Source organism: Collinsella vaginalis (assembly GCF_900176655.1).
GTDB classification, from domain to species: domain Bacteria; phylum Actinomycetota; class Coriobacteriia; order Coriobacteriales; family Coriobacteriaceae; genus Collinsella; species Collinsella vaginalis.
The window spans coordinates 119,688-140,400 of the sequence record NZ_LT838842.1; the positions used below are offsets into that span (position 1 = coordinate 119,688).

Consider the following 20,713-nt stretch of genomic DNA (forward strand, 5'->3'; position numbering starts at 1 on the left):
CGGAGCACCAAGCGCGAGGGCGTGGGCGCCGGCACAAAAGCTCGGCGCGCGATCTCTATGCGCAGCCTGGAGAGCGCTGCGCCCAGGCCCACAACGCGATCCGCCCGCCGGGTTCACCCGCCAAAGACCTCCTCGGCGATGCGCGCACTCTCCGCCGCGTCCTTGGCGTAGAAATCCGCTCCGATAGCCCGGGCGTACTCGGGTGTGAGCACAGCCCCGCCAACGATAACCTGCACACCCGGCGCCTCCGCATGAAGCAGCTGAATCGTCTCCTCCATGCTTGCCACCGTCGTGGTCATGAGCGCCGAGAGCCCCACGAGCCTGACATCGCGGTCGCGAACCACATCGAGCACCGTCTGCGGATCGACATCACGCCCCAGGTCGATGACCGTATAGCCATAGTTCTCGAGCAGCATCTTCACGATGTTCTTGCCAATATCGTGGATGTCGCCTTTCACCGTGGCAAGCGCGATCGTGCCCTTATCCGTCAGATCTCCTGCCGGCATCAGACGTTTGATCGCATCGAACCCCGCGCGCGCCGCCTCGGCGGAGGCCATGAGCTGCGGGAGGAAGAACGCCCCGCTGTCGAATCGGCGGCCCACCTCATCTAAGGCGGGGATGAGGCGCTCGTTGATGAGATCCATGGGATCGCAGGATTGCAGCAGCTCCTCGGTGAGCGCCGCCACCTCGCCCTTGCGGCCGGAGATGATCAGCCAGCGCATGGGATCCCCCTCGTCATCCGATGCGTTGCCCGGCGCGCCGGGATCTGCCGCGGACGAGACGCCCGTCGACGGGGCGCCCGTCGCCACCGGCACCTTATACGGATCATCCCACGACCCAAATCGCTCGATATAAGCCTCCGACCCCGCGTCCTCACCGCAGATCACCCGATAGGCGCGGACGGTGTCCATGTAGCGAGCGCTCCCGGGGTTCATGATCGGCGCGTCGAGCCCCGCGCCCAGGGCGGCCGAGAGGAAGGTGGCGTTCATGAGCTCGCGCGCCGGCAGGCCGAAACTCACGTTCGAGACGCCGAGTGCGCACTTCACACCCAGGCGCCCCTTGCACATCGTCACGGCGCGGAGGATCTCCTCGGCCTGCTCCTGGTTGGTGGAGGCCGTCATGACCAGGCAATCCACGAGGATGCGTGAACGGTCTATCCCCCACCGCTCGGCCTCGGAGACGATCCGCTCGGCCACGGCGAAGCGGCCCTCCGCCGTCTCGGGGATCCCGTCATCGTCCAGGGCGAGGGCGATGAGGTTCGCGCCGTAGTGGGCCGCGATGGGAAAGATCTCGTCCATGACATGGCGCTTGCCGCTCACCGAGTTGATGATCGGCACACCGGGGCAGCGTCGCACGGCCGCCTCAACGGCGCGTGCGTCCGTTGAATCGATCTGCAGAGGCAGGGTGGTCGCGGCGGTGAGCCGCTCGACGGCCTGCGGGAGCACAGCCGCCTCATCGAGCTCAGGTAGGCCCACGTTCACGTCGAGGATGTCCGCGCCCTGCTCCTGCTGGCTGATGCCCTGGCTCACCAGATAGTCGAGGTTTCCCTGGCGCAGCGACTCCTTGAGGAGCCGTTTTCCCGTGGGGTTGATGCGCTCCCCGATGACGGCGATCTTGTGGCGATCTGCGGGTAGGCTCACGATGGCCTGGGCCGAGGTGACCGTGAGTGCAGGGGCGATGGCGCGCACCGACGGCGTCCGGTCGTCAATGAGGCCCTTGAGCAGGCGAATATACTCGGGATCGGTGCCACAGCACCCCCCGATCACCGAGACGCCCGCCTCGATCATGGCCGTGACCGCCTCCGCGTACTCAGGCGCGTGGATGTCGTAGACCGTATGGCCGCACTCCACATGCGGCAGGCCCGCGTTCGCCTGCACCATGATGGGCCGCTCGGTGACGGCGAGCATCCTCTTCGCCAGCGAGGCGAGCTCCGCAGGGCCGAGCGAGCAGTTGATGCCGACGACGTCCGCGCCGAGGGCGCTCAAGGTGACCGCTGCGATCTCGGGACTCGTGCCGAGGAAGGTGCGGCCATCGGCCTCGAAGGTCATCGTGGCGAAGATCGGCAGATCGCTGTTCTCCTTGGCCGCGAGAACCGCCGCCTTGGCCTCGAGCAGATCGGTCATGGTCTCGATCACGAACAGGTCGGCCCCGGCCGCCGCCGCAGCGCGAACCTCCTCCGCGAAAAGGCTATATGCCTCATCGAAGGACATCGTGCCGAGCGGGCGGAGCAGAGAGCCAAGCGGGCCGATGTCGGCCGCCACATACCGTGCCCCGGCCGCACGAGCGCAAGCCACGGCCGCACGGAAAACCTCGTCCAAGCGCTCGCCCGCCCCTTCGGTCGCGAGCTTAAGCCGGTTGGCTCCGAAGGTGTTGGTGGTGACGACCTCGGACCCCGCCTCCACATACGCGCGGTGAACGGCCGTGACCGCTGCGGGGTCCGTGAGGCAGAGCAGCTCAGGCAAGGCCCCGGCCTCGAGGCCCGCGGCCTGGAGCATCGTCCCCATGGCGCCGTCGAAGAGCAGGTGCCGGCGACCCTCGAGAACCGCACGGAGGTCATCGTCGACGATGCGCAGAGCGTCGAGGCTGCGCGGGGCGTACGCGGACGCGGCGGCCCCGCCCTCGGTCACGCGGGCGATGTAGTCGGGCTCGATCTGCGGCATCGGTGCTCCTCACGGTGGCGGTAGCGATGAACCTCCAGTATAGATGCGGAAAACTTCACAGGGGTAATCGGGGCGGGGCGTAATACAGGCGAAAAGAGGGATACGGCGTACGCGGGGCAGCGCGCGACCTGTGCGAAATCCAGCGGCGATGGAAGCGCACGCTCGGGCTCGGGACGATGCCCTCTGGATCCAGGCGGTCCCGAAGGGCCCCTCACTGAACCGGCGGGGCGGGTGCATCCATGTGAGCTCCGCGATCGGCAGGCAACGCGCACCAGCAGATCAGCCCGCCATGTTACGACCTCGCCGCCCCGGCGCCGTACCCTCCCCGCCCCTGCACAGGCGCGGTAGAATCGACGTACCAGAACCCGACACGAGAGGGCACGCATGTCGATCACGCCGCAGGAAATCGCCGAGACCCGAGGCATGGTCTCCGAACAGCACCTGGACATCCGCACCATCACCATGGGCATCTCGCTCATGGGCTGCGCCGACGAGAGCCTCCCGCGCATGTGCACGAAGGTGTACGACTACGTCACGCGCACCGCGGAGCACCTGGTCGAGACAGCGGAGAGCCTCGAGCGCGAGTACGGGATCCCCATCGTCAACAAGCGCGTCTCCGTCACCCCGGTGGCGCAGATCGCCGCCGCCTGCCCCGACGCCGACCTCGTGCCCCTCGCCCATGCGCTCGACCGCGCGGCCGAGACCCTCGGCATCGACTACCTCGGCGGCTACTCCGCCCTCGTGCACAAGGGCACGGGAGACGCCGACCGCCGCCTCATCGCCTGCATCCCCGAGGCGCTGGCGGCCACGAGCCGTGTCTGCTCGAGCCTGAACGTCGCGAGCCTGCGCGCGGGCATCAACATGGACGCCGTCCTCCTCGCCGCCGAGACAATCCGCCGCGCCGCCGAGCTCACCGCCGGTCAGGAGAGCGTCGGCGCGTCCAAATTCGTCGTCTTCGCCAACATGGTCGAGGATTCGCCCTTCATGGCCGGCGCGGTCCACGGCTCAGGCGAGGCGGATGCCGTCATCAACGTGGGCGTCTCCGGCCCCGGCGTGATGGCCGCGGCGCTCGAGCAGCTGCCCGAGACCGCCGACATGATGGACGTCGCCGAGCGCATCAAGCAGACGGCCTTCAAGATCACCCGCGCCGGCGAGCTCATGAGCCGCGAGGCCGCGCGCCGCCTCGGCGTCGAGAAGGGCATCGTGGACCTCTCCCTCGCGCCCACGCCCGCCGTAGGCGACTCCGTGGCCCGGATCCTCGAGATCATCGGCGTCGGCCAGTGCGGCGGCCCCGGCACCACCGCGGCCCTGGCCCTCCTCAACGACTGCGTGAAGAAGGGCGGCGTCATGGCGAGCTCGAGCGTGGGCGGGCTCTCGGGCGCCTTCATCCCCGTGTCGGAGGATGCCGGCATGATCGCGGCCGCCAAGGCGGGCGCCCTGAGCCTCGAGAAGCTCGAAGCCATGACCTGCGTCTGCTCGGTGGGCCTCGATATGATCGCCATCCCCGGCGACACGAACGTGGAGACCATCGCTGGTATCATCGCCGACGAGATGGCCATCGGCGTCATCAACAACAAGACCACGGCCGTGCGCATCATCCCCGCGATCGGCAAGGGCGTGGGCGACGCCGTTGAGTACGGCGGCCTCTTCGGGAAGGCACCGGTCATGCCCGTGAACAGCTACGCGGGCACCGTCTTCGCGCACCGGGGCGGCCGCTTCCCGGCGCCGCTGAACTCGCTCAAGAACTAAGCGACAGAGCGGCGCGCAGTGGAGCCGGCGAAGACCGGGTTGAGGGTTTCAAGCTGGATGTACGCGCGCGACAAACGGCCGATAGGAGATGTGCGATGGAATCGGTGCTTCTCGAGACCGACTGGAACGACGAGTGGATGCGCCTGCAGCGATCACGTCGCCGGGCTGACCTGCCCTCCTGGTGGGACGAGCGCGCGAAGCACTTTCGCCCCCGTGAGACCGCGCCCTACGCCCGGGAGTTCATCCGCCTCATGGAGCTCGAGCCCGGCGCATCCGTCCTCGATATGGGGTGCGGCGGCGGGTCCCTCGCCATCCCGCTCGCCCGCGCCGGCCATCCCGTCATCGCGGCCGACTTCTCCCCCGCCATGCTGAACGCGGTGCGCGAGGGAATCGCTCATTACGGCCTCCAGGGGCTGCTGCAGGCACGTGAGCTTGCTTGGGCGGATGACTGGGAGGCCGCCGGCGTGATGCCAAAATCCGTGGACGCCGCCATCGCGAGCCGGTCGATCGCCACCGAGAACCTGGCCGACGCCCTCCTGAAGCTCGACCACACGGCACGCCGACGCTGCTGCATCACGCTGGTGACCGGCGCGAGCCCGCGCATCGATACGGCGGTGATGGACGCGATCGGGGCCGTGTACACGAACGGCTGCGATTACGTGTACGCCTTCAACATCCTCGTCGGCCTCGGTGCCGCACCTGAGGTGCGCTACATCGACTCACCCAGGCGCGACACTTTCGATTCCCTCGAGGCCGGAGTGGAGGATTTCAGTCGCATGCTCGAAGGCGGCAACGAGGGGAGGCTGGACGAGCTCCGCAGCTACCTCGCAGCGCACATGGTTGAGAACCCCCATGCCGGTGAGCCCGGGTCCAAAGGGGTCCCACAGGGTCGCTACATGCTCGATCACGAGCGCATCGTCCGCTGGGCCTTCCTCTCGTGGCAGCCGCGGAATCTGGGCTGACGCCATCTTCTTGCCCAATGCGCATACCCGCGTTGTGTTTTTGAGGGCAATGCACAGCTTGCCGGCCGACGAAAGGGCTGTGCCAGGTATCTCAAATGCAATTTTGGGCGTTGTGCATAGATCGGAACCTGCGGATACAACGAGGGGTGCTCTCCTGTTGCATTTTTGGCCGCTGCATGCAGGTTATCGGCGATGAGCGTGGCAGAGCTCGTTTCCCTACTGCGTTTTTAGGCGCTGTGCATAGATCGGCACCTGTGGATGCGACGGATAGTATGCTCCTGTTGCATTTTTGGACGTTATGCATATAGGTTTACGCTAACAAGAGGCGAGCTATGAACCGACCTATGCAAAGTTCGCGTTTTGTACCATCTCTGAACTGGGGTTTTCATTTCACTAGTTGAACTGCCCTCATCCGCCTATGCATAGATCAAAATATTGCAAATCCTGCGCGAATAGATTTGCAACTGATGGACGGAGGCGAAACCAAAAGCCTACTTCGAAAGGCCGCGGGCCGAGAGAGTCTCCATCGGAAGACCGAACACGGGATCGCGGCGGCGACGCCTCCATATCGCGGTGGCCACTGCCGAGACCGCCATCCCACCATGCACAGCGCAGCCCAGGTCGCCTCAACGCACGCGGCCCGTTCAGTCCGCCGTTCCACCACACGCGGTCCACTCCAGCCTCGTGGTCGAGTGCAGTGGCAAGAACGGCCGCCGTCTCAAGCGCCATGCGACCCGTTCAGACCGCCTTGCGCATTGCCATCACCTATGCCGCGCTGGCACGGCCGTCGCCGTCCGGTTTCGCGCTCTCTTGAGGGACGGCGACTAGCGCGCAGATGACGGCCACGATCGGCACGCAAAGCACCACGGCGATCCCGCCCACGAAACTGTGCAGGAGCTCGATCGCCATGTAATCGGAGGAGATAAGCTGCGTGAACTCCACACCATAGGCCACGAGCACGAGCAGCGAGGTCAGACTCGAGCCCGTGAAGGCGAGGATCAGCGTCTGGCTCATCGTGCCGATCATGTCGCGGCCCACGTTGAAGGCCGATACCATGATCTGCCGGCGCGAGATCCCCGGATCCTGCTCGCGCAGCTCGAAGAGGGACGCGGCAATGGACATGCACATGTCCATGACGGCGCCGAGCGAGGCCACGAGCACGCCCACGAAGAGGGTCTGCTGCACGTCGAGGCCTGTGACCCGGGAGATGATGATCAGCTCCTCCGCGCTCCCCTGATTGAAGCCGCTCACGCGCAGCAGCGCGGAGAACGCGAGGTAGACCGCCATAGCGGCAAGAAGCCCCAGCACCGTCGAGGCGATAGCCGCATAGGTCTTCTCACTCCAACCGTTCAGCAGCAGCATGGAGAACACCGTGATGACCACCATCGTGATGAGCCCCATCGGGATGGCCGGCAGGCCGCTGAAGATGGCGGGCAAGAGGAAGCAGACCACCATGTAGAGGGCGAAGGCGAGCCCGATCATGCTGCGTGCGCCCTTCAAGCCGCCCACGACGACCATGCAGACGGCGAAGGCGATGAGGATGCCCGCGCTCGGCAGGATGCGATCGTAGTTGAAGACCGAGTAGTACGGGGTGACGCCCTCCTGCCGCTCCGCCTTGATGATCACGCGCTCGCCCACGCGACCGAGGACGTTATGATCAGCTGAGATGCTGTTCGCGGCCTCGACCGTCTCGCCGGCGAACTCCCCGCTCTCGATCCGTACCTCAAGTGTCTGGTATCCGAGATAGCGCCCCGTCCCCTCCTCCGGGGTCAGGTCCTCAGAGACCACCCGCGTCACCGTGGCCGAAGGGTAGCTCACGCCGTTGGCCGTGAGCAGTTGAAACGAGGTGTCGCGGCTCTGAGCGAAGAAGAACACGGCGACAACCACGGCGAGCATGGCGGCAACCGTTGCGAGATCACGGAGACGGTCGATGGAGAGGCGTTTGATCACGGGATTCCTTTCGGATTTATGTACGGCGTAGGCCGCCGACCCATGCTAGCGGTCGGCGGCCTCACGTCAAGCGAACGAGGGCGTGTTGTAGCGCGCTGCTTAACCCTGCTTGCGCATGCGCATGACGCCCACAGCAACCAGAGAGGCAGCCAGGGCAGCGGTCCCGATGAGGACCGCGGGCAGGATGACGTCGCCGGTCTTCGGCAGGGTCTTCTTACCGCCCTTCTTCACCGCGGGCTTCTTAGATACATCGGGCGTGGCGGAGTCAGACGGCGTCTCGGTAGACGGCGTGCCCGGGGTGGTCGGCGTCTCCGGGGTCGAAGGCGTGGTCGGAGTTTCCGGCGTCGTCGGAGTCTCAGGCTCAACCGGGGTCTCAGGCTCGACCACGTTCACCGTGAGCGTGGCGGATGCCGTGGAGCCGTAGGCGTCGGCGACCGCGTACTCGATCGTGAAGGTGCCGGCCGCAGCCGTGTTCACCGCCTCGACCGTGGATCCGCTGGCATCGCGAACCGTATAGGTCAGTGCGCTGGTCAGATCATTGCCCAGGGCGTCGACAGCACTGACGCCGGCAAGCGGGTCGAAGGCGGCACCCGTCTCGACGGTCGCGGCACCATCGGTCCCCGGCAGGGTGATCGTCGGCGCGGCGACGCGTTTGATCGTGAAGGTGTCGAGACGCTTCAGCTCCGAGCCTTCGGAATAGTAGGTGTCGAGCGTCACGGCGTCGGCGGACACGGAGACGTTCGTGATGGTGCGCCGGCGGCTCTGATCCTGGGCGGCGGAGTAGCTGGGAAGCCCCGTGGCGAACTCGCTGTTCAGGGCGTAGTACTTGGAGCCGGAGGCGGAGTTGGCCGTCAGATAGAGCACCTGGTTCGCCGCCGGGTTCACAACCTCGGTGGGCGCGGGCTCCTTTTTGCTCACATCATGCCCCGCAGGCACAACCGGGTTCGCGCCCTCCATCATGTAGGTGCGCGTGAAGTAGTGGTCGTGTCCCATGAGCACGACATCGATCCCGAGCTCGGAGAAGATCGGGGAGAGCTCGGCGCGGCGCTGGTTGATCTTGGGTTCTACAGCATGGTCGGCAAGCGAGTATATGGAGTGGTGGAAGGTCACGAACTTCCAGGTGGCTTCCGGGTTCGCCGCGATTGCCTGCTCCATAAACTGCTTGTGCTTGGCCGTTTCCGTACTGTTCGAGTTCAGGTCCATGAAGAGGACGCCGTTGTAGGTGAACCAGTAGTCGCCGGACTGGGCACCCGCCCCGGTTGCACCGAGGGCGCCGACGTTCGGCATGTTGTTATAGTCGGTGTAACGGGAGCTGTTATCGTGGTTGCCCACGGTCACGGCCTGCGGCGTGGACTTCAAAAGCATGGGTGCGAGATAGGAGTCGTACTCGCTATCCCTACCCGAGTAGTTGTTCACCTGGTCGCCTGCGGAGACGAGGAAATCGGCGTTGAGCGTGCTGGCAAGGTTGAGGGTCCCCGTCCAACCCTGCTCGTCATTCGCCGCGTTGCCACTCGCCCCGATCTGGGGGTCGCCGGCGAACAGGAAGTTGAAGGACTGGTTCACGCCCTGGGCCTCGGTGGTGAACTCAACGGGATCGGCCCACTTCTCGTCGTTGCCCACACGGTAAAGATAGGTGGTGTTTGCGGCGATGCCGTCAACGGTCACCTTGAAGGAACGGTAGCCCGCCCGCTGCGCCGCGGCCGCCGTGGCGGTCACCTTGGTCGCGGAGGCCTCGGGGAAGGCGTCGCCCGTCTGGTAGCCGGCCGGTTTGACGGCGAGCTCGACGTAGGCGTCCGCCGCCGTGGTGCCGATCCAGTTGAAGTTGCGCTGGCTCTCCGTGGCGCCGACCGCGAACTCGACGTTCTTGATATCCGCCTCTGCAGCAGGCTCCTCCTCCGCGGAACCGGTGGTGAGCGTGAGCTTCTGGAGGTCGAAGTAGATGTCCGAACTCGAGGCGCGGCCGTTGTGCAGCTCGACCGCGACCACGTTACCGGTCGACTTGAGATTCAGCGACTTGATGTCTTTGAATGCAATAGTGGCCACGATCGGGTCACCGGCGTTTGACCCGCCATAGCCCTGCGCATCGAAGCTCTCATCATGACCGCCGGCGATGCGGACGCCGTTCACATAGATCGTCGCCGCATCATCATAGACAAAGCTGCCTTCGATCCCGGTGACCGCAGCGGGGTCGTCCACGTCGAACGCATAGTGGAAGTAGTACACGGGGATATCGTCCTTGGTACCCGCAATATACTGATTGAGCAGGACCGCGGGTGTATATCCGCCACCCAAGCCTGCGATGGCACCTCTTTTGGCCCCAAAGCTGCCGGAACCGAGTTTCCAACCGACGACAGCAGCCGAGGTCTTCCAACCGCCTGCGGGCTTCTGGTTGTCATCCCTGTAATCCCACACGGTTTTGCCTGAGACCACGATGTCCGTGGACGTGCCGGCGGCAGTGGCCTTCACAGGCGTGGCCGCACTCCAGGCGAAACCGGCGACAACCAGCGCCACAACCGCGAATACCGCAAGGCAGGCGCGCCATCCGGCCTTTCGTGTCGCGGCGAACCGCTCAAAAACCTGTTTCATCTCTTCTCTCCTCCATCGCATAAGCCGTCGTATTCGCGAGACCGCCCCCCAAGGCAAGCGGACATGCCCGTCTGATGATATGAAAGGGGTATCAGGTCAAAATAAGTTGCGTACTAGGTTGTTGCGCAACTCATGTCTGCTCTCAGTAAGCCCGCAGCGTAAGCGGCTGGATAACCCAAAGGGACACGGACGGACCCTGGTACTTACCGTCCTCGCATACCGACTGGAGGAACAACCCATGTGGGCACGGACGGACCTCTTGTTGGTGCATCCTCCCCCGCGGGGCTTCCCAGCGTCCGCGGACATCTCCATACCCTTCGAGTCACCTGCTACAATAGCCTGCGAAAAACCAGTGGAAAGAAGGTCCCCATGGCACTCAACGGAAAGCAGATCCGTCATCTTCGCAGCCTCGCCCATCACCTGAACCCGGTCGTCTTCGTCGGCAAGGCCGATATCACCGACGCCCTCGTGGACCAGGCAAACCAGGCCCTCGAGGCGCATGAGCTCATCAAGTGCGGCGTGCAAGACGGCAGCGACCTCTCTGCTCAGGAAGCGGCCGCGGAGCTCGCGGAGCGCACCGGGTCCGACGTGGTCCAGGTGATCGGACACCGCTTCTCCCTCTATCGTCTGAGCGATAAAAAGGGCATCGAGCACATCCAGCTGCCGTAACGAGCTGAAGCCCCCAAGCTGAAACTTCTCAGACGTACATGACCTATTTGCGTCCGCATGAATGGCGGTGCCGGGCCGCAGCTCGCTTCGGCCCGATCACGGCACCCAGGCTGCGGTGCGCGTCGTGAGCCGAGGCACGACCGGATGCACAAGATGGGAGCAGAACGTCATCTCAAAGCGGTCACGCAGGCAATCTGCCTGAAAGCGCGGTCGAACGTAGGTTTCGGGCCCGTATAACCGCATCTCATCGCACGATCAATGTCTCAGGAGTTTGATCGGTGCACAGGTGGATCCTCGGCCCTCGGGCTGTTGTCGAGCGGCCTCCTGGCCAAAAAAGGCGTCGAGGATGTAGTTTCCGAGATGCACGGCGTACCTAAAAGACGCCGGTTAGGTTTAAACGCATAGCCATATATGTTCAAACCTGTATTCCAAGGCAAAAGCAGCCACCTGAACACCTGAGATAGGAGTCGCGAAATACAGCCTCAACGCCCTTTTTGGCCAGCCGCCCGCTGAGGCGCCGCACGAACATGCGTGATGAAGCTACCGCCACCAACCTCCACTGACCCGCTTGAGCTTCATCACGCCGATAACATGCTTCGACACACGGAAAACCCGGCACCCCATGGGGCACCGGGTTTTCGACGAGCGAGATGATGCGTAGAGCTGGCCTGTGCGAACGGCGTGGGGCCGTGCTACCCTACCCTGTGTTCTGGAGACCCGCCGAGACACCGGTGACGGTTGCCAGGATCAAGCTCAGATACTCGGCCTTCGCCTCTTCGGAAAGCTCATCCTGCTGCATGCGGACGGTGCGCAGGGCGCGAACCTGGGCGATGGACAGTGCATCCACATAGGGGTTGCGCACGCGGACCGCGCGGCCGAGGACCCGGCGATGCTGCAGCGGCCAGTCATCGCCCACGATGGCGAGGGTCCAGCGGCGCGTGAGGAGCATCTCGCGATAGACCTTCTCGGAGAGATCAGGTCGATCTCCCAAGGCCAGATAGAGCTTGGCGATGCGCAGGTCGGTCTTGGCGATCGACATCTCGATGTTGTCGATGAAGGTGGTGAAGAGCGGCCACTCCTTGTACGCGCGGCGCAGGAGGTCGAGGTCGCCGAGCTTCTCGCAGGCGGAACCGAGGCCGTACCAGGCAGCAAGGTTGATGCGCGCCTGGCTCCAGCTGAACACCCAGGGGATGGTTCGCAGGTCGTCGAGGGACTTGGCGCCGAGACCGCGCTTGGCCGGACGGCTGCCGATGGGCAAGAGACCGATCTCGGTGAGCGGCGTCACCGTGCTGAACCACGGCGTGAAATCGTCGGTGTGCAGCAGATCGAGGAAGGCGTCGTGCGAGGCGCGCGAGAGCGTCGACGCCATCGCGGCGTACTTCTCCGTCATCTCAGTGTTCGTGCGCTCCACCGACGGGGCGCTCGTGAGCAGCGTGGCCGCAGCAACGCTCTCCACATGACGTTCGGCGAGAGCCTGGTTGCCGTAGCGCGCGAAGATGACCTCACCCTGCTCGGTGAGCTTGAAGCAGCTGTTCACCGACCCACGGGGTTGGGCGAGCACCGCGCGGTTGGCCGGGCCGCCGCCACGGCCCACGGCCCCGCCGCGGCCGTGCATGAGCGTGAGGTCGATGTCGTTGCGCTCGGCCCAGGCCACGATCCGCTCCTCGGCGGCGTGCAGGGCGAGCGTGGCCGTGGTGGGGCCGGCGTCCTTCGAGGAATCCGAGTACCCGAGCATGATCTCGAGCTTGCGGCCGGTCTCGGCGAGGCGCTTCTGCACGCCGGGCACCTCGAGCATCCCATCGAGGACGTCGACGCAGTTCTCCAGATCCTCAAGCTGCTCGAACAGCGGGACCACATCGATCACCGGCACGTCCTCAACGTGCGCGAAGGCGAGGTTCGCGAGCTCGTAGACGTCCGCCACATTCTGGGCGCTCTTGGTGAAGGAGATGATGTAGCGGCGGGCCGCCTTCAAACCAAACCGGCGCTGGATCATGCCGAGGGCGCGGAAGGTGTCGAGCACCTCGCGGGTCATCGGGTCAAGCTTGCCCTGGCGGCCATGCTCGCGGATATCGGCCAGCGCGCGGCTGTGCACGACGGAGTGCTGACGGAACTCGGTCTCGACCATATGGAAGCCGAAGGTCTCCACCTGCCAGATGATCGTCTGAACCGGGCCGTAGGCGGCGCGGACGGCACCCGCCTCGGCGAGTGACCGCTGCACGACGCGCAGATCTTCGAGGAACTCATCGGCATTGCGGTACATGGTGTCGGCCACGCGGCGGACCGTCGCATTCAGACGCTCGGCCATGACGATCATGACGGCGCGGTGCATCTCGGAGGCGGAGATCCCCATGGCGCGCTCGGTCAGGATCTCGCTGAGCTCGACCTGATGGTTCCACAGGTTGATGAGCTCCTCTGAAGGCGGCGTGTAGCGGGCCTCGAGCGTGAGGTTGCGGCCCACGCGGCGGCACTTGTCCTCGAGCTTGCCGATCATGTGCGTCGCGTACTTGTGGGCCACCTCGCGGCTGACCTTGGCCGTCACGTTGGGGTTGCCGTCGCGGTCCGTGCCGATCCAGCTGCCGGGATGGAAGAACGCCGGGCAGAGCGGAGGCACGGTGCCCGCGCGCTCGCCGAGCATCCAGTCGTCGAAACGGCGGTAGACCTCGGGAATGGTGTCGAAAAGCGTGTTGTCGAAGATATCGATGATCGTGTCGGCTTCCTCGACGGGCGTAGGCTTCTTGAGCGCCACGGGCGAGGTGCGCACGAGGGCGTCGATCTCCTGGAGCATGTGGCGCTCGTTCTCCATGAGGTCGGTGCCGCCGAGAAGGGGCCGCTCCTCCAGAAGGCGGGCGATGCGGCGGATCTTGCCCTCAACGGCCTTGCGGCGCGCCTCGGTGGGGTGCGCGGTGAAGACCGGGTGGAACTCGAGGCGGTTCAGCAGCTCGACGGCATGCTCGCGGCCCACCTCGTCCACCAGCTGGTGGAAGGCAACCGTGAGCTCGTTTGCCGGATCGGCCGGCGTGCCCGCAACAGCGTCGAGCACGACGCCGCCCTCGCGCTCGCGGAGCGATTGGACGCGGTAGTTCTCCTCAGAGAGGTTCGCCAGGTGGAAGAAGGAGGTGAAGGCGCGAACCAGGACCTGCGCGTGGTCGATATCGAGGCGGTCGATGAGGGCCACGGCATCGCGGAAGGCGGCGGCGCCCGCTCCGCTCTCGGACGGGATGCCCTCGGCGTCGATGGCCTCGCTCACGGCGTCGGTGCCGGGGTTGCCCTCGTTGGCCGTGACCACGCAGGCCAGGAGCTCGTCGAAAAGGCTCCGCACCTGTGGGTCGTACTCGTCGAGGACCTTGCGCTCCAGGCGCAGGAACAGCGCCAGATGGTCGCGTAGGCTCTCAGGGATATCGATCTCGGTGATCTCGGACAAAACGCGTCCCCCTCCGTTTTTGGCCAGTGCCTGCCCATTATAGGACGAACGCATTTAGCGCTTTATTACGCAAAAGTAAATCATGCGTTTCCATAAAATCGGCGAACGGGGGTTTCAAGACTGTGAACAGCAGCGGCGAGGGTTGCGGACGGGTGGGTGAGTTGGGGTGGCGTGCGCACGCTCGCAAGCGGCTGCACGGGCATGATGGCGCGCAAAGCGCGGGCGACCCAGGTGACGGCGGTCCCAAAGAGAACTAGGATCGGTCTCGACCCGAAAACCTGGTGTGGCTGCCCGTCATGCGCGCAAAACGTACTTTCCCGGTCGTCTCCGAGCAGGCATCGCTCGGTGCGTCCCAATTCGCTTGTAAAACGTACTTTCCTGACCGCCTCCAGGCAAATTGCTTGGCAGGGCGCCTCGAAAAGACGTTTTCGGGATGAGATCGGCAGCCCGGCGGCTCAGAGACACGACGCCAACGTTCGACACGCAACCCAACACCGCTGCGGCGAACCCACTTCTGCTCGTAAACGTGCTTTCAAGCCGCATCCGGGTAACGCGCCCCGCCACGGATCCGGGCTCACGAGCAAAACGTCATCTCGAAGCTGTTCCCAGGCAAATCGCCGAGAAAACGACATCGAGATGACGTTTTCCCGGGCAGAATCGACAGCAACTAGCCGGTTCAGAAAACCCTCTTCTGGGCCCTATCCCCACCACCCGTCATGCAGAGGGACTAAAGCATACTTTCAGACCCATCTCTTAGGCATTCTGCCTGGAGACGGGCTCGAGATGACGTTTTCCACTTTAAGCGTGTCGATCCGCCTCCTACGCACCGCAAGCTCCAGCAGCCCGCGGCGCGCACTCCACGCTGAAGCAGCCTCACGCGGTGGCCGCACACGCGGCAAGCCCCAGGGACCCGGCCACTTGCCCTCACCCCAGGTGCGTCGACACCCACGCCGCCACCTCGGCACGCGGCACGAGCTCCTCCTCGTGCGTGCCCAGGTCGCGCACCTTGACAGCGCCGGCGGCGAGCTCGTCCTCCCCTATGATGACAATCAGGCGAGACCCGAGCTTGTCGGCCTGCTTGAACTGGCTCTTGAGCGATCGGCCCTGGTAATCGGCCTCGGTGCGAACGCCCGCACCCCGCAGGGCGCGGCAGACGGCGAACGCCTCACCGCGGAGCTCCGCCCCGGCATTCGCCACGTACACGCTGGGCTCCTCATCGCTTCCCAGATCGCCGCCGAAGGCCTCGAGCGCGAGCAGGGCGCGCTCGAAACCCACGGCGAACCCGACGCCCGCCGTGGGCTTGCCGCCCTCGAGCTCCACGAGACCGTCGTAGCGCCCTCCGCCGCCGATGGAGCCCACGCCCGCACCGGGCGCCTCGACCTCGAACACCGTGCGCGTGTAGTAATCGAGGCCGCGGACGAGGGTCGGGTCCTCCACGTAGGCCACGCCCGCCTCGTCGAGATAGCGCTTGACCTGGTCATAGTGAGTCGCGCACTCATCGCAGAGGTGGTCGGGGGCGAGCGGGGCGCTCGCCATGACCGCACGGCACGACTCGTTCTTGCAGTCGAAGGCGCGCAGCGGGTTGATCTCAGCGCGCTCGAGGCATTCATCGCACATCTCGTCTGCGTGAGCGAGGATGAAATCGCGGACGAGATCGCGGTATGCCGGACGGCACGTGGGGTCGCCCATGGAGTTGATGAGCAGCCGGAGCTTTGAGACGTCGAAGCCCAGGCGCCGGTAGAAGTCCATGAGCATGATGATGCACTCGGCGTCGGCTGCCGGGTCGGGAGCCCCGAGCCACTCGATCCCCACCTGGTGGAACTGGCGCAGACGGCCCTTCTGTGGGCGCTCACCGCGGAACATCGCCTCGGCGTAGTAGCCCTTGAACGGGGCGGCGCCCTGCGGCACCAGGTTGTTCTCGACCACAGCGCGCACCACGCCCGCCGTGCCCTCGGGGCGGAGCGCCAGGCGCTGCTTGGGCTTCAGGGCCGCGTCGCTCCCCTCCTCGAGCACGCGCGCGAAGTTGGCGCCCGAGAACACGCGGAACATCTCCTTGCGCACCACGTCCGTGGACTGGCCGATGCCGTGCACGAAGACATCGAGCTGCTCGATAGCCGGCGTCTCAACGGGCGAGAAGCCGTATGGGCCGAACGTCTCGGCGGCGATCTCCTGCATCCGCTGCCACGCGCGCATCTCGCGCCCCATGAGGTCCTTGGTTCCCTCTGCCTTCTGTGCCTGCATGTCGTTCCTCTCCACAGCCGTTTTCCGTGCCCCATTATACGTGGCTCCCAAGCGCGCGCGGAGGAGGGCAGAATGACGGAGCATAGGGAGGATCGAAAGGGGCTACCCCGGGTGTGCGCGCAGGAGGGCGCGGGCAGCATCGATGATCAGCGACTTCGTGTCTGCCCCGATGGCGCGCGGAGGAGGGATAAGGCGACGCGGCGCCATGAAGATAGGGTGGCGGCCGCGGCCGTGCGATCCGATACGACATCCGAACGTCTGAAACAGGGCCATCGGGGAAAGATAGGTCATAGGTCATTGCATCCCCATTTCAACCGGTGCCTTTTGACACCCGAAAGGAGCACCCATGTCCACCATCAAGAACGTAACGATCGCAGGCGGCGGCGTCCTCGGAAGCCAAATCGCCTTCCAGGCGGCCTACAGCGGCTTCAACGTCAAGATCTGGTTGCGCAGCGCCGCCTCCATTGAGCGTGCGCGCCCCAAGATCGACCGTCTGCTCGACATCTACCTCAAGACCCTCGAGGCGTGGAAGACCAACCCCGCCGCCTACGCCCGCGGCTTCGCCGACTCCAAGGACCTCTCCGCCGCCGAGATCGACGAGCTCAAGGCCCGCGCCCAAGCCGCGCACGACAGCATCGTGCTCACGGACAGCTACGAGGAGGCCGCCCGCGACGCCGACCTCGTGATCGAGGCCATCGCCGAGGACCCCGAGCAGAAGATCGCCTTCTACACCGAGCTCGCCAAGCACCTCCCCGAGAAAACGATCATCGCAACCAACTCCTCCACCATGCTCCCCAGCACCTTCGCCGAGCACACCGGCCGTCCCGAGAAGTACCTCGCGCTCCACTTCGCCAATGAGATCTGGCGCAACAACACCGCCGAGGTCATGGGACACGACGGCACCTCGAAGGAGGCCTACGACGCCGTGGCCCAGTTCGCGGCCGACATCCACATGGTCCCGCTGCTGCTGCACAAGGAGCAGCCCGGCTACATCCTGAACACCATGCTCGTGCCGTTCCTGAATGCCGCCGAGGTCCTGTACGCCAAGGGCGTGGCCGACCCCGAGACGATCGACAAGACCTGGCAGCTCGGCACCGGTGCTCCGGCCGGCCCCTTCCGCATCCTCGACGTCATCGGCCTCACCACGGCCTACAACGTGGTCATGCTCGATCCGCAGGCCAAGGACCCCGAGACGATCCAGGGCAAGATCGCCGCGCTCCTGAAGGAGAAGATCGACGCGGGCAAGACCGGCGTCAACGCGGGTGAGGGCTTCTACAAGTACACCAAGTAAGGCGCATGGCCACATAGGCTCCGCAGCGCGAAACGCGGCGATGGGACGTGCTCCCGTCGCCGCGTTTTTTCAATATCCGTCGCGATCGGCGCGCGGGGCGCCGGGGCGGTGCCGCCAAAGCCACGCATAGGCTCGGTCGCGCGGCGCTGGCACCACACACGCGAGCCGCCAGAGGCGCGTACCCCACCCGCCCAACATCACGCCTTTGAGCTGGAGGCTGCTGCAGACCGACGCCGGGGGACCTTCAGAAACGAGAGCTGCGTCTCCGACAACACAATGGATGAGAAGATCAGCGCGAAGCCGAACAGGAGGCGCGCGGTGACGACCTCCCCGGTCATCAGCACCGAGAACAGGACGCCTGAGGGAGACTCGAGGGAGAGCAGGAGCGACCCCGTTGAGGCGGGAACGTGCGCGAGGGCGAGGTTCTGGATGAGGAGGCCCACGCAGGTCCCGATCACCGACAGGAAGGCGAGGACGCCAATGAACTCAGGGGTCACCGCGGCGAGCGGCAGCGGAGGCTCCAGGATGATCGCGGGCGGCAGGCTCATGACGCCGACGGTCAGGAACATCCAGAACGTGATGACGTTGACGTCGAGGTCCCGACCGAACTTGGCCACGGACGCGATCTGCACGGCAAAGAAGACGGCGCCGATAAGTGAGAGAACGTCCCCTGCGCCAGCCGATAGGCTGTCGAGGGCGACGAGACCGATGCCAGCCAGGCAAAGCACGGCAGCGCCCACGTTGTAGCGCGTGAGCTTCTCACGGCTGATGAGATAGCTGATGAAGGGGACGAGCACGCAGTAGGTGCCTGTGAGGAAGGCGTTCTTGCCGGCGGTTGTCAAGCCGAGCCCCGTGGTCTGGAATGTGTACGCAACCCAGGTGACGAGGCCGACGCCGATGCCGACGACGAGGTTGCGCCGGTTCAGGTGCGCCTGGATGCGACGGCGGAACAGGATGAGCATGATGATGGCCGAGACCAGGAAGCGCACGACGAGCAGCTGGTAGGTGGGGATGACGTTCAGGGCGTCCTTCATGACGAAGAACGAAAAGCCCCAGATCAAGGCCATGCCGAGGAGCAGGAGCTTCCAGAAGAGCGGCGAGCGGGCACCGGCACCGCGAAGCTCGCCGGGCACACGGTCCTCGGGTGCGACAGGGGTATCGCTCTGAGAGGCGGCGTCGGCACGGACGGCCGCGCGCTTCTCGCGAAGCTGGGAGAAGAGCTGCTGGACGGCGGCCCCGGCGCGCTCATCGCGCATGCCGGCACGGCAGGAGCCGCGGCGGGATCGAGTTTTAGATGAAGGATGGACGGTCATGGTCGGGCATCCGCTTCTCGCATGGGAAGGCGTGGTGTCCGCGCCGGCGCAGCGCCGGTCGCCGCCTCAGATGATGGCAGGGGCGCACCGGACCCCCGGTGCGCCCCTGCAATGTACCACGCTGATCAGGGCGTTCTCAATCCATCGAGATAAAGCGGGCGGAATGGGCACGGACACAGCGCGCAGCTAGAGGCCGCGCACCGCATCCCCCATCGTCCTAGGCGCCGCCCCCTCAAACGTTAATTGGAGGAACGGGACGTGAGGACCATCGCGATGGCGAACGACGACGCCACGGCGATCACGATGCCGAGCAGGGCAAAGGGGAAGTACGGTCCGATGTAGGCAACCAGGCTGAAGATGCTTGACAGGATGTACCCGTAGATGCGGACGCCGAAGGCGCAGATCACCGCGCTGGCGATGCCGGCACCCAGGCAGGCGGCGGCGAACGCCTTGCGATACTTCGAGAGCACACCGAACAGCGCCGGCTCGGTGATCCCGAGGAACGCGGAGACCACGGCACCCGCGATGACGCCCTTCTCACGCTCGTCATCCGTCTTGAGGTACATGGCCGCAGTCGCACCCGCCATGGCGAGGTTCGCCATGAACATGGTGGGCATGAGCATGTCCCAACCCTGGTTGGCGAAGTTCTGGAGCGCAACCGGGGTCATGGCGTGGTGCAGGCCCAGGAAGACCAGAATGGGACGGGTCACGCCCATGATGAACCCGGCCAGCACCGGCGAGAAGGTGAACAGGGCGCTCACGCCAGCGGCAAGGGCGTCACCGAAGTAGATGCCGATGGGGCCGATGACCGTGAAGGCCACGATACCGGTGACGAACAAGGAGATCAGCGGCGTGAAGACCGTGCGCATGATCTTGGGCAGGTGGCTGTCCACGAAGCGCCACACATAGCTCAGGGCCAGTGTCGCGAAGATGATGGGGATGACCGTGCCCGCATAGCTGAACACGGGAACCGGCAGCACACCGAAGAGCATGAACCGCTCGATCTCACCCGCAGCCACCGCGGCGGTCATGGCCGGGTACTGCATAGCGGCCGCGATGGCGACGGCAACGTACTGGTTCGTCTTGAAGATCTTCGCGGCGCTCGCGGCGACGAAGAACGGCAGGAAGGTGAAGACGCCGCTCGCCAGCATGTCGAGCACGATGTAGGTGTCGGTCTGGTTGGAGATGACCCCGATGGCCGCCAGGCCCGCCAGGAGGCCCTTGATCATGCCGGCGCCGGCGATGGCGGGCACGATGGGCCCGAAGGTGCCGGACACGACGTCCATGAAGCGGATCAGGAGGTTCTTCTTGTCGGAGCCGTCCGCATCGAGGTTCTCGTCGATCGCGTCCTGCTGCGCCATGCCGAGCTGATCCATCAGCGGCTTGTAGTAGTCCTCGACGTCGGTGCCGATGACGATCTGCAGCTGCCCGCTGTTGAACTGCGCGCCGACTACCGGGTCGATGGCGTTGAGCGTCTCGAGATCGACCGCCGCCTCGTCCTTCAGCGCGAACCGCAGCCGCGTCATGCAGTGCCAGGCGTTCGACACGTTCTGCTTGCCGCCCACCGCCTCGATGATCTGCGCCGCCGCATCAGAGTGCGTCATGTGTTCCTCCTTGTAGTAGCGTGCCGACGCCGTGTCGGCACCGGACTCCATTGGTCCGCGTGGCTCGGATCTTCCTGGTGGACAGGCACCCGCTCCGTTCCCACGCGGCCGATGCACCGAATACTACCAATCCAATCTTCTGTTCGATATGGGGGTCACATTCGGTCAAATTCATATATAGGCAGTTGAATGCTTCAATTCGGATCCCTTCCAAGAGAAATTGGACTGGAATATTGCCCGATTTAACCTGTTTCCCAATCCACGTTG

Annotated in this window: 11 protein-coding genes; 4 read left to right on the forward strand and 7 right to left on the reverse strand. The window is 65.1% G+C overall.

The genetic code is table 11. From position 1 onward, the window contains the following. Positions 1–113: 113 nt before the first annotated feature. A complete protein-coding gene (locus CAP13_RS00495) occupies positions 114–2,660 on the reverse strand; it encodes a homocysteine S-methyltransferase family protein (RefSeq protein WP_085829727.1) in 2,547 nt (848 codons plus the stop codon). A 384-nt stretch (positions 2,661–3,044) separates the two neighbouring features. Between CAP13_RS00495 and CAP13_RS00500 the strand changes: the two genes are divergently transcribed. Together CAP13_RS00500 and CAP13_RS00505 are read left to right on the forward strand one after the other, a co-directional pair. Next, complete coding sequence (locus CAP13_RS00500; RefSeq protein WP_085829728.1) at positions 3,045–4,409, forward strand: PFL family protein; 1,365 nt, start codon at positions 3,045–3,047, stop codon at positions 4,407–4,409. A gap of 95 nt (positions 4,410–4,504) precedes the next feature. Beyond that, positions 4,505–5,371 carry a class I SAM-dependent methyltransferase gene (locus CAP13_RS00505; RefSeq protein ID WP_085829729.1) on the forward strand — a complete coding sequence of 289 codons (867 nt, stop codon included), beginning with the start codon at positions 4,505–4,507 and terminating at the stop codon, positions 5,369–5,371. 765 nt (positions 5,372–6,136) lie between these two features. Here CAP13_RS00505 and CAP13_RS00510 read toward each other — a convergent pair. Further along, positions 6,137–7,321, reverse strand: coding sequence for a YibE/F family protein (locus CAP13_RS00510; RefSeq protein WP_085829730.1), 1,185 nt, complete (start codon positions 7,319–7,321; stop codon positions 6,137–6,139). A gap of 99 nt (positions 7,322–7,420) precedes the next feature. Further along, positions 7,421–9,907 (reverse strand): metallophosphoesterase, encoded by a 2,487-nt coding sequence (locus CAP13_RS00515; RefSeq protein WP_179184863.1) that lies wholly within the window; start codon positions 9,905–9,907, stop codon positions 7,421–7,423. A 369-nt stretch (positions 9,908–10,276) separates the two neighbouring features. Between CAP13_RS00515 and yhbY the strand changes: the two genes are divergently transcribed. After that, the gene (gene yhbY / locus CAP13_RS00520) at positions 10,277–10,576 is read left to right on the forward strand and encodes a ribosome assembly RNA-binding protein YhbY (RefSeq protein WP_085829732.1); all 300 of its coding nucleotides are present in this window, start codon (positions 10,277–10,279) and stop codon (positions 10,574–10,576) included. Between the two features lie 697 nt (positions 10,577–11,273). Here yhbY and CAP13_RS00525 read toward each other — a convergent pair. Then, on the reverse strand, positions 11,274–14,051 hold the full coding sequence (locus CAP13_RS00525) for a phosphoenolpyruvate carboxylase (RefSeq protein WP_085829733.1): 2,778 nt from the start codon (positions 14,049–14,051) through the stop codon (positions 11,274–11,276). An 870-nt stretch (positions 14,052–14,921) separates the two neighbouring features. Beyond that, entirely contained in the window at positions 14,922–16,238 is a 1,317-nt protein-coding gene (gene hisS / locus CAP13_RS00530; protein WP_085829734.1) for a histidine--tRNA ligase, read from the reverse strand. 346 nt (positions 16,239–16,584) lie between these two features. Between hisS and CAP13_RS00540 the strand changes: the two genes are divergently transcribed. Beyond that, positions 16,585–17,529 (forward strand): 3-hydroxyacyl-CoA dehydrogenase, encoded by a 945-nt coding sequence (locus CAP13_RS00540; RefSeq protein WP_085829736.1) that lies wholly within the window; start codon positions 16,585–16,587, stop codon positions 17,527–17,529. A 197-nt stretch (positions 17,530–17,726) separates the two neighbouring features. On the opposite strand, the gene CAP13_RS00545 is transcribed toward CAP13_RS00540, so the two are convergent. Together CAP13_RS00545 and CAP13_RS00555 are read right to left on the reverse strand one after the other, a co-directional pair. Further along, entirely contained in the window at positions 17,727–18,785 is a 1,059-nt protein-coding gene (locus CAP13_RS00545; RefSeq protein WP_085829737.1) for a DMT family transporter, read from the reverse strand. Between the two features lie 296 nt (positions 18,786–19,081). Next, the gene (locus CAP13_RS00555; RefSeq protein WP_085829739.1) at positions 19,082–20,446 is read right to left on the reverse strand and encodes a PTS transporter subunit EIIC; all 1,365 of its coding nucleotides are present in this window, start codon (positions 20,444–20,446) and stop codon (positions 19,082–19,084) included. Between the last annotated feature and the right edge of the window lie 267 nt (positions 20,447–20,713).

Excerpts from the sequence above, each read along its gene's own strand:
- CAP13_RS00495 (WP_085829727.1), bottom strand. The coding sequence starts at position 2,660 with ATGCCGCAGATCGAGCCCGACTACATCGCCCGCGTGACCGAGGGCGGG.
- yhbY (WP_085829732.1), top strand. The coding sequence starts at position 10,277 with ATGGCACTCAACGGAAAGCAGATCCGTCATCTTCGCAGCCTCGCCCAT.
- CAP13_RS00540 (WP_085829736.1), top strand. The coding sequence starts at position 16,585 with ATGTCCACCATCAAGAACGTAACGATCGCAGGCGGCGGCGTCCTCGGA.
- CAP13_RS00555 (WP_085829739.1), bottom strand. The coding sequence starts at position 20,446 with ATGACGCACTCTGATGCGGCGGCGCAGATCATCGAGGCGGTGGGCGGC.
- CAP13_RS00525 (WP_085829733.1), bottom strand. The coding sequence starts at position 14,051 with ATGCGTTCGTCCTATAATGGGCAGGCACTGGCCAAAAACGGAGGGGGA.
- hisS (WP_085829734.1), bottom strand. The coding sequence starts at position 16,238 with ATGCAGGCACAGAAGGCAGAGGGAACCAAGGACCTCATGGGGCGCGAG.
- CAP13_RS00505 (WP_085829729.1), top strand. The coding sequence starts at position 4,505 with ATGGAATCGGTGCTTCTCGAGACCGACTGGAACGACGAGTGGATGCGC.
- CAP13_RS00515 (WP_179184863.1), bottom strand. The coding sequence starts at position 9,907 with ATGAAACAGGTTTTTGAGCGGTTCGCCGCGACACGAAAGGCCGGATGG.
- CAP13_RS00545 (WP_085829737.1), bottom strand. The coding sequence starts at position 18,785 with ATGCGCGATGAGCGCGCCGGGGCCGCCGTCCAGCAGCTCTTCTCCCAG.
- CAP13_RS00500 (WP_085829728.1), top strand. The coding sequence starts at position 3,045 with ATGTCGATCACGCCGCAGGAAATCGCCGAGACCCGAGGCATGGTCTCC.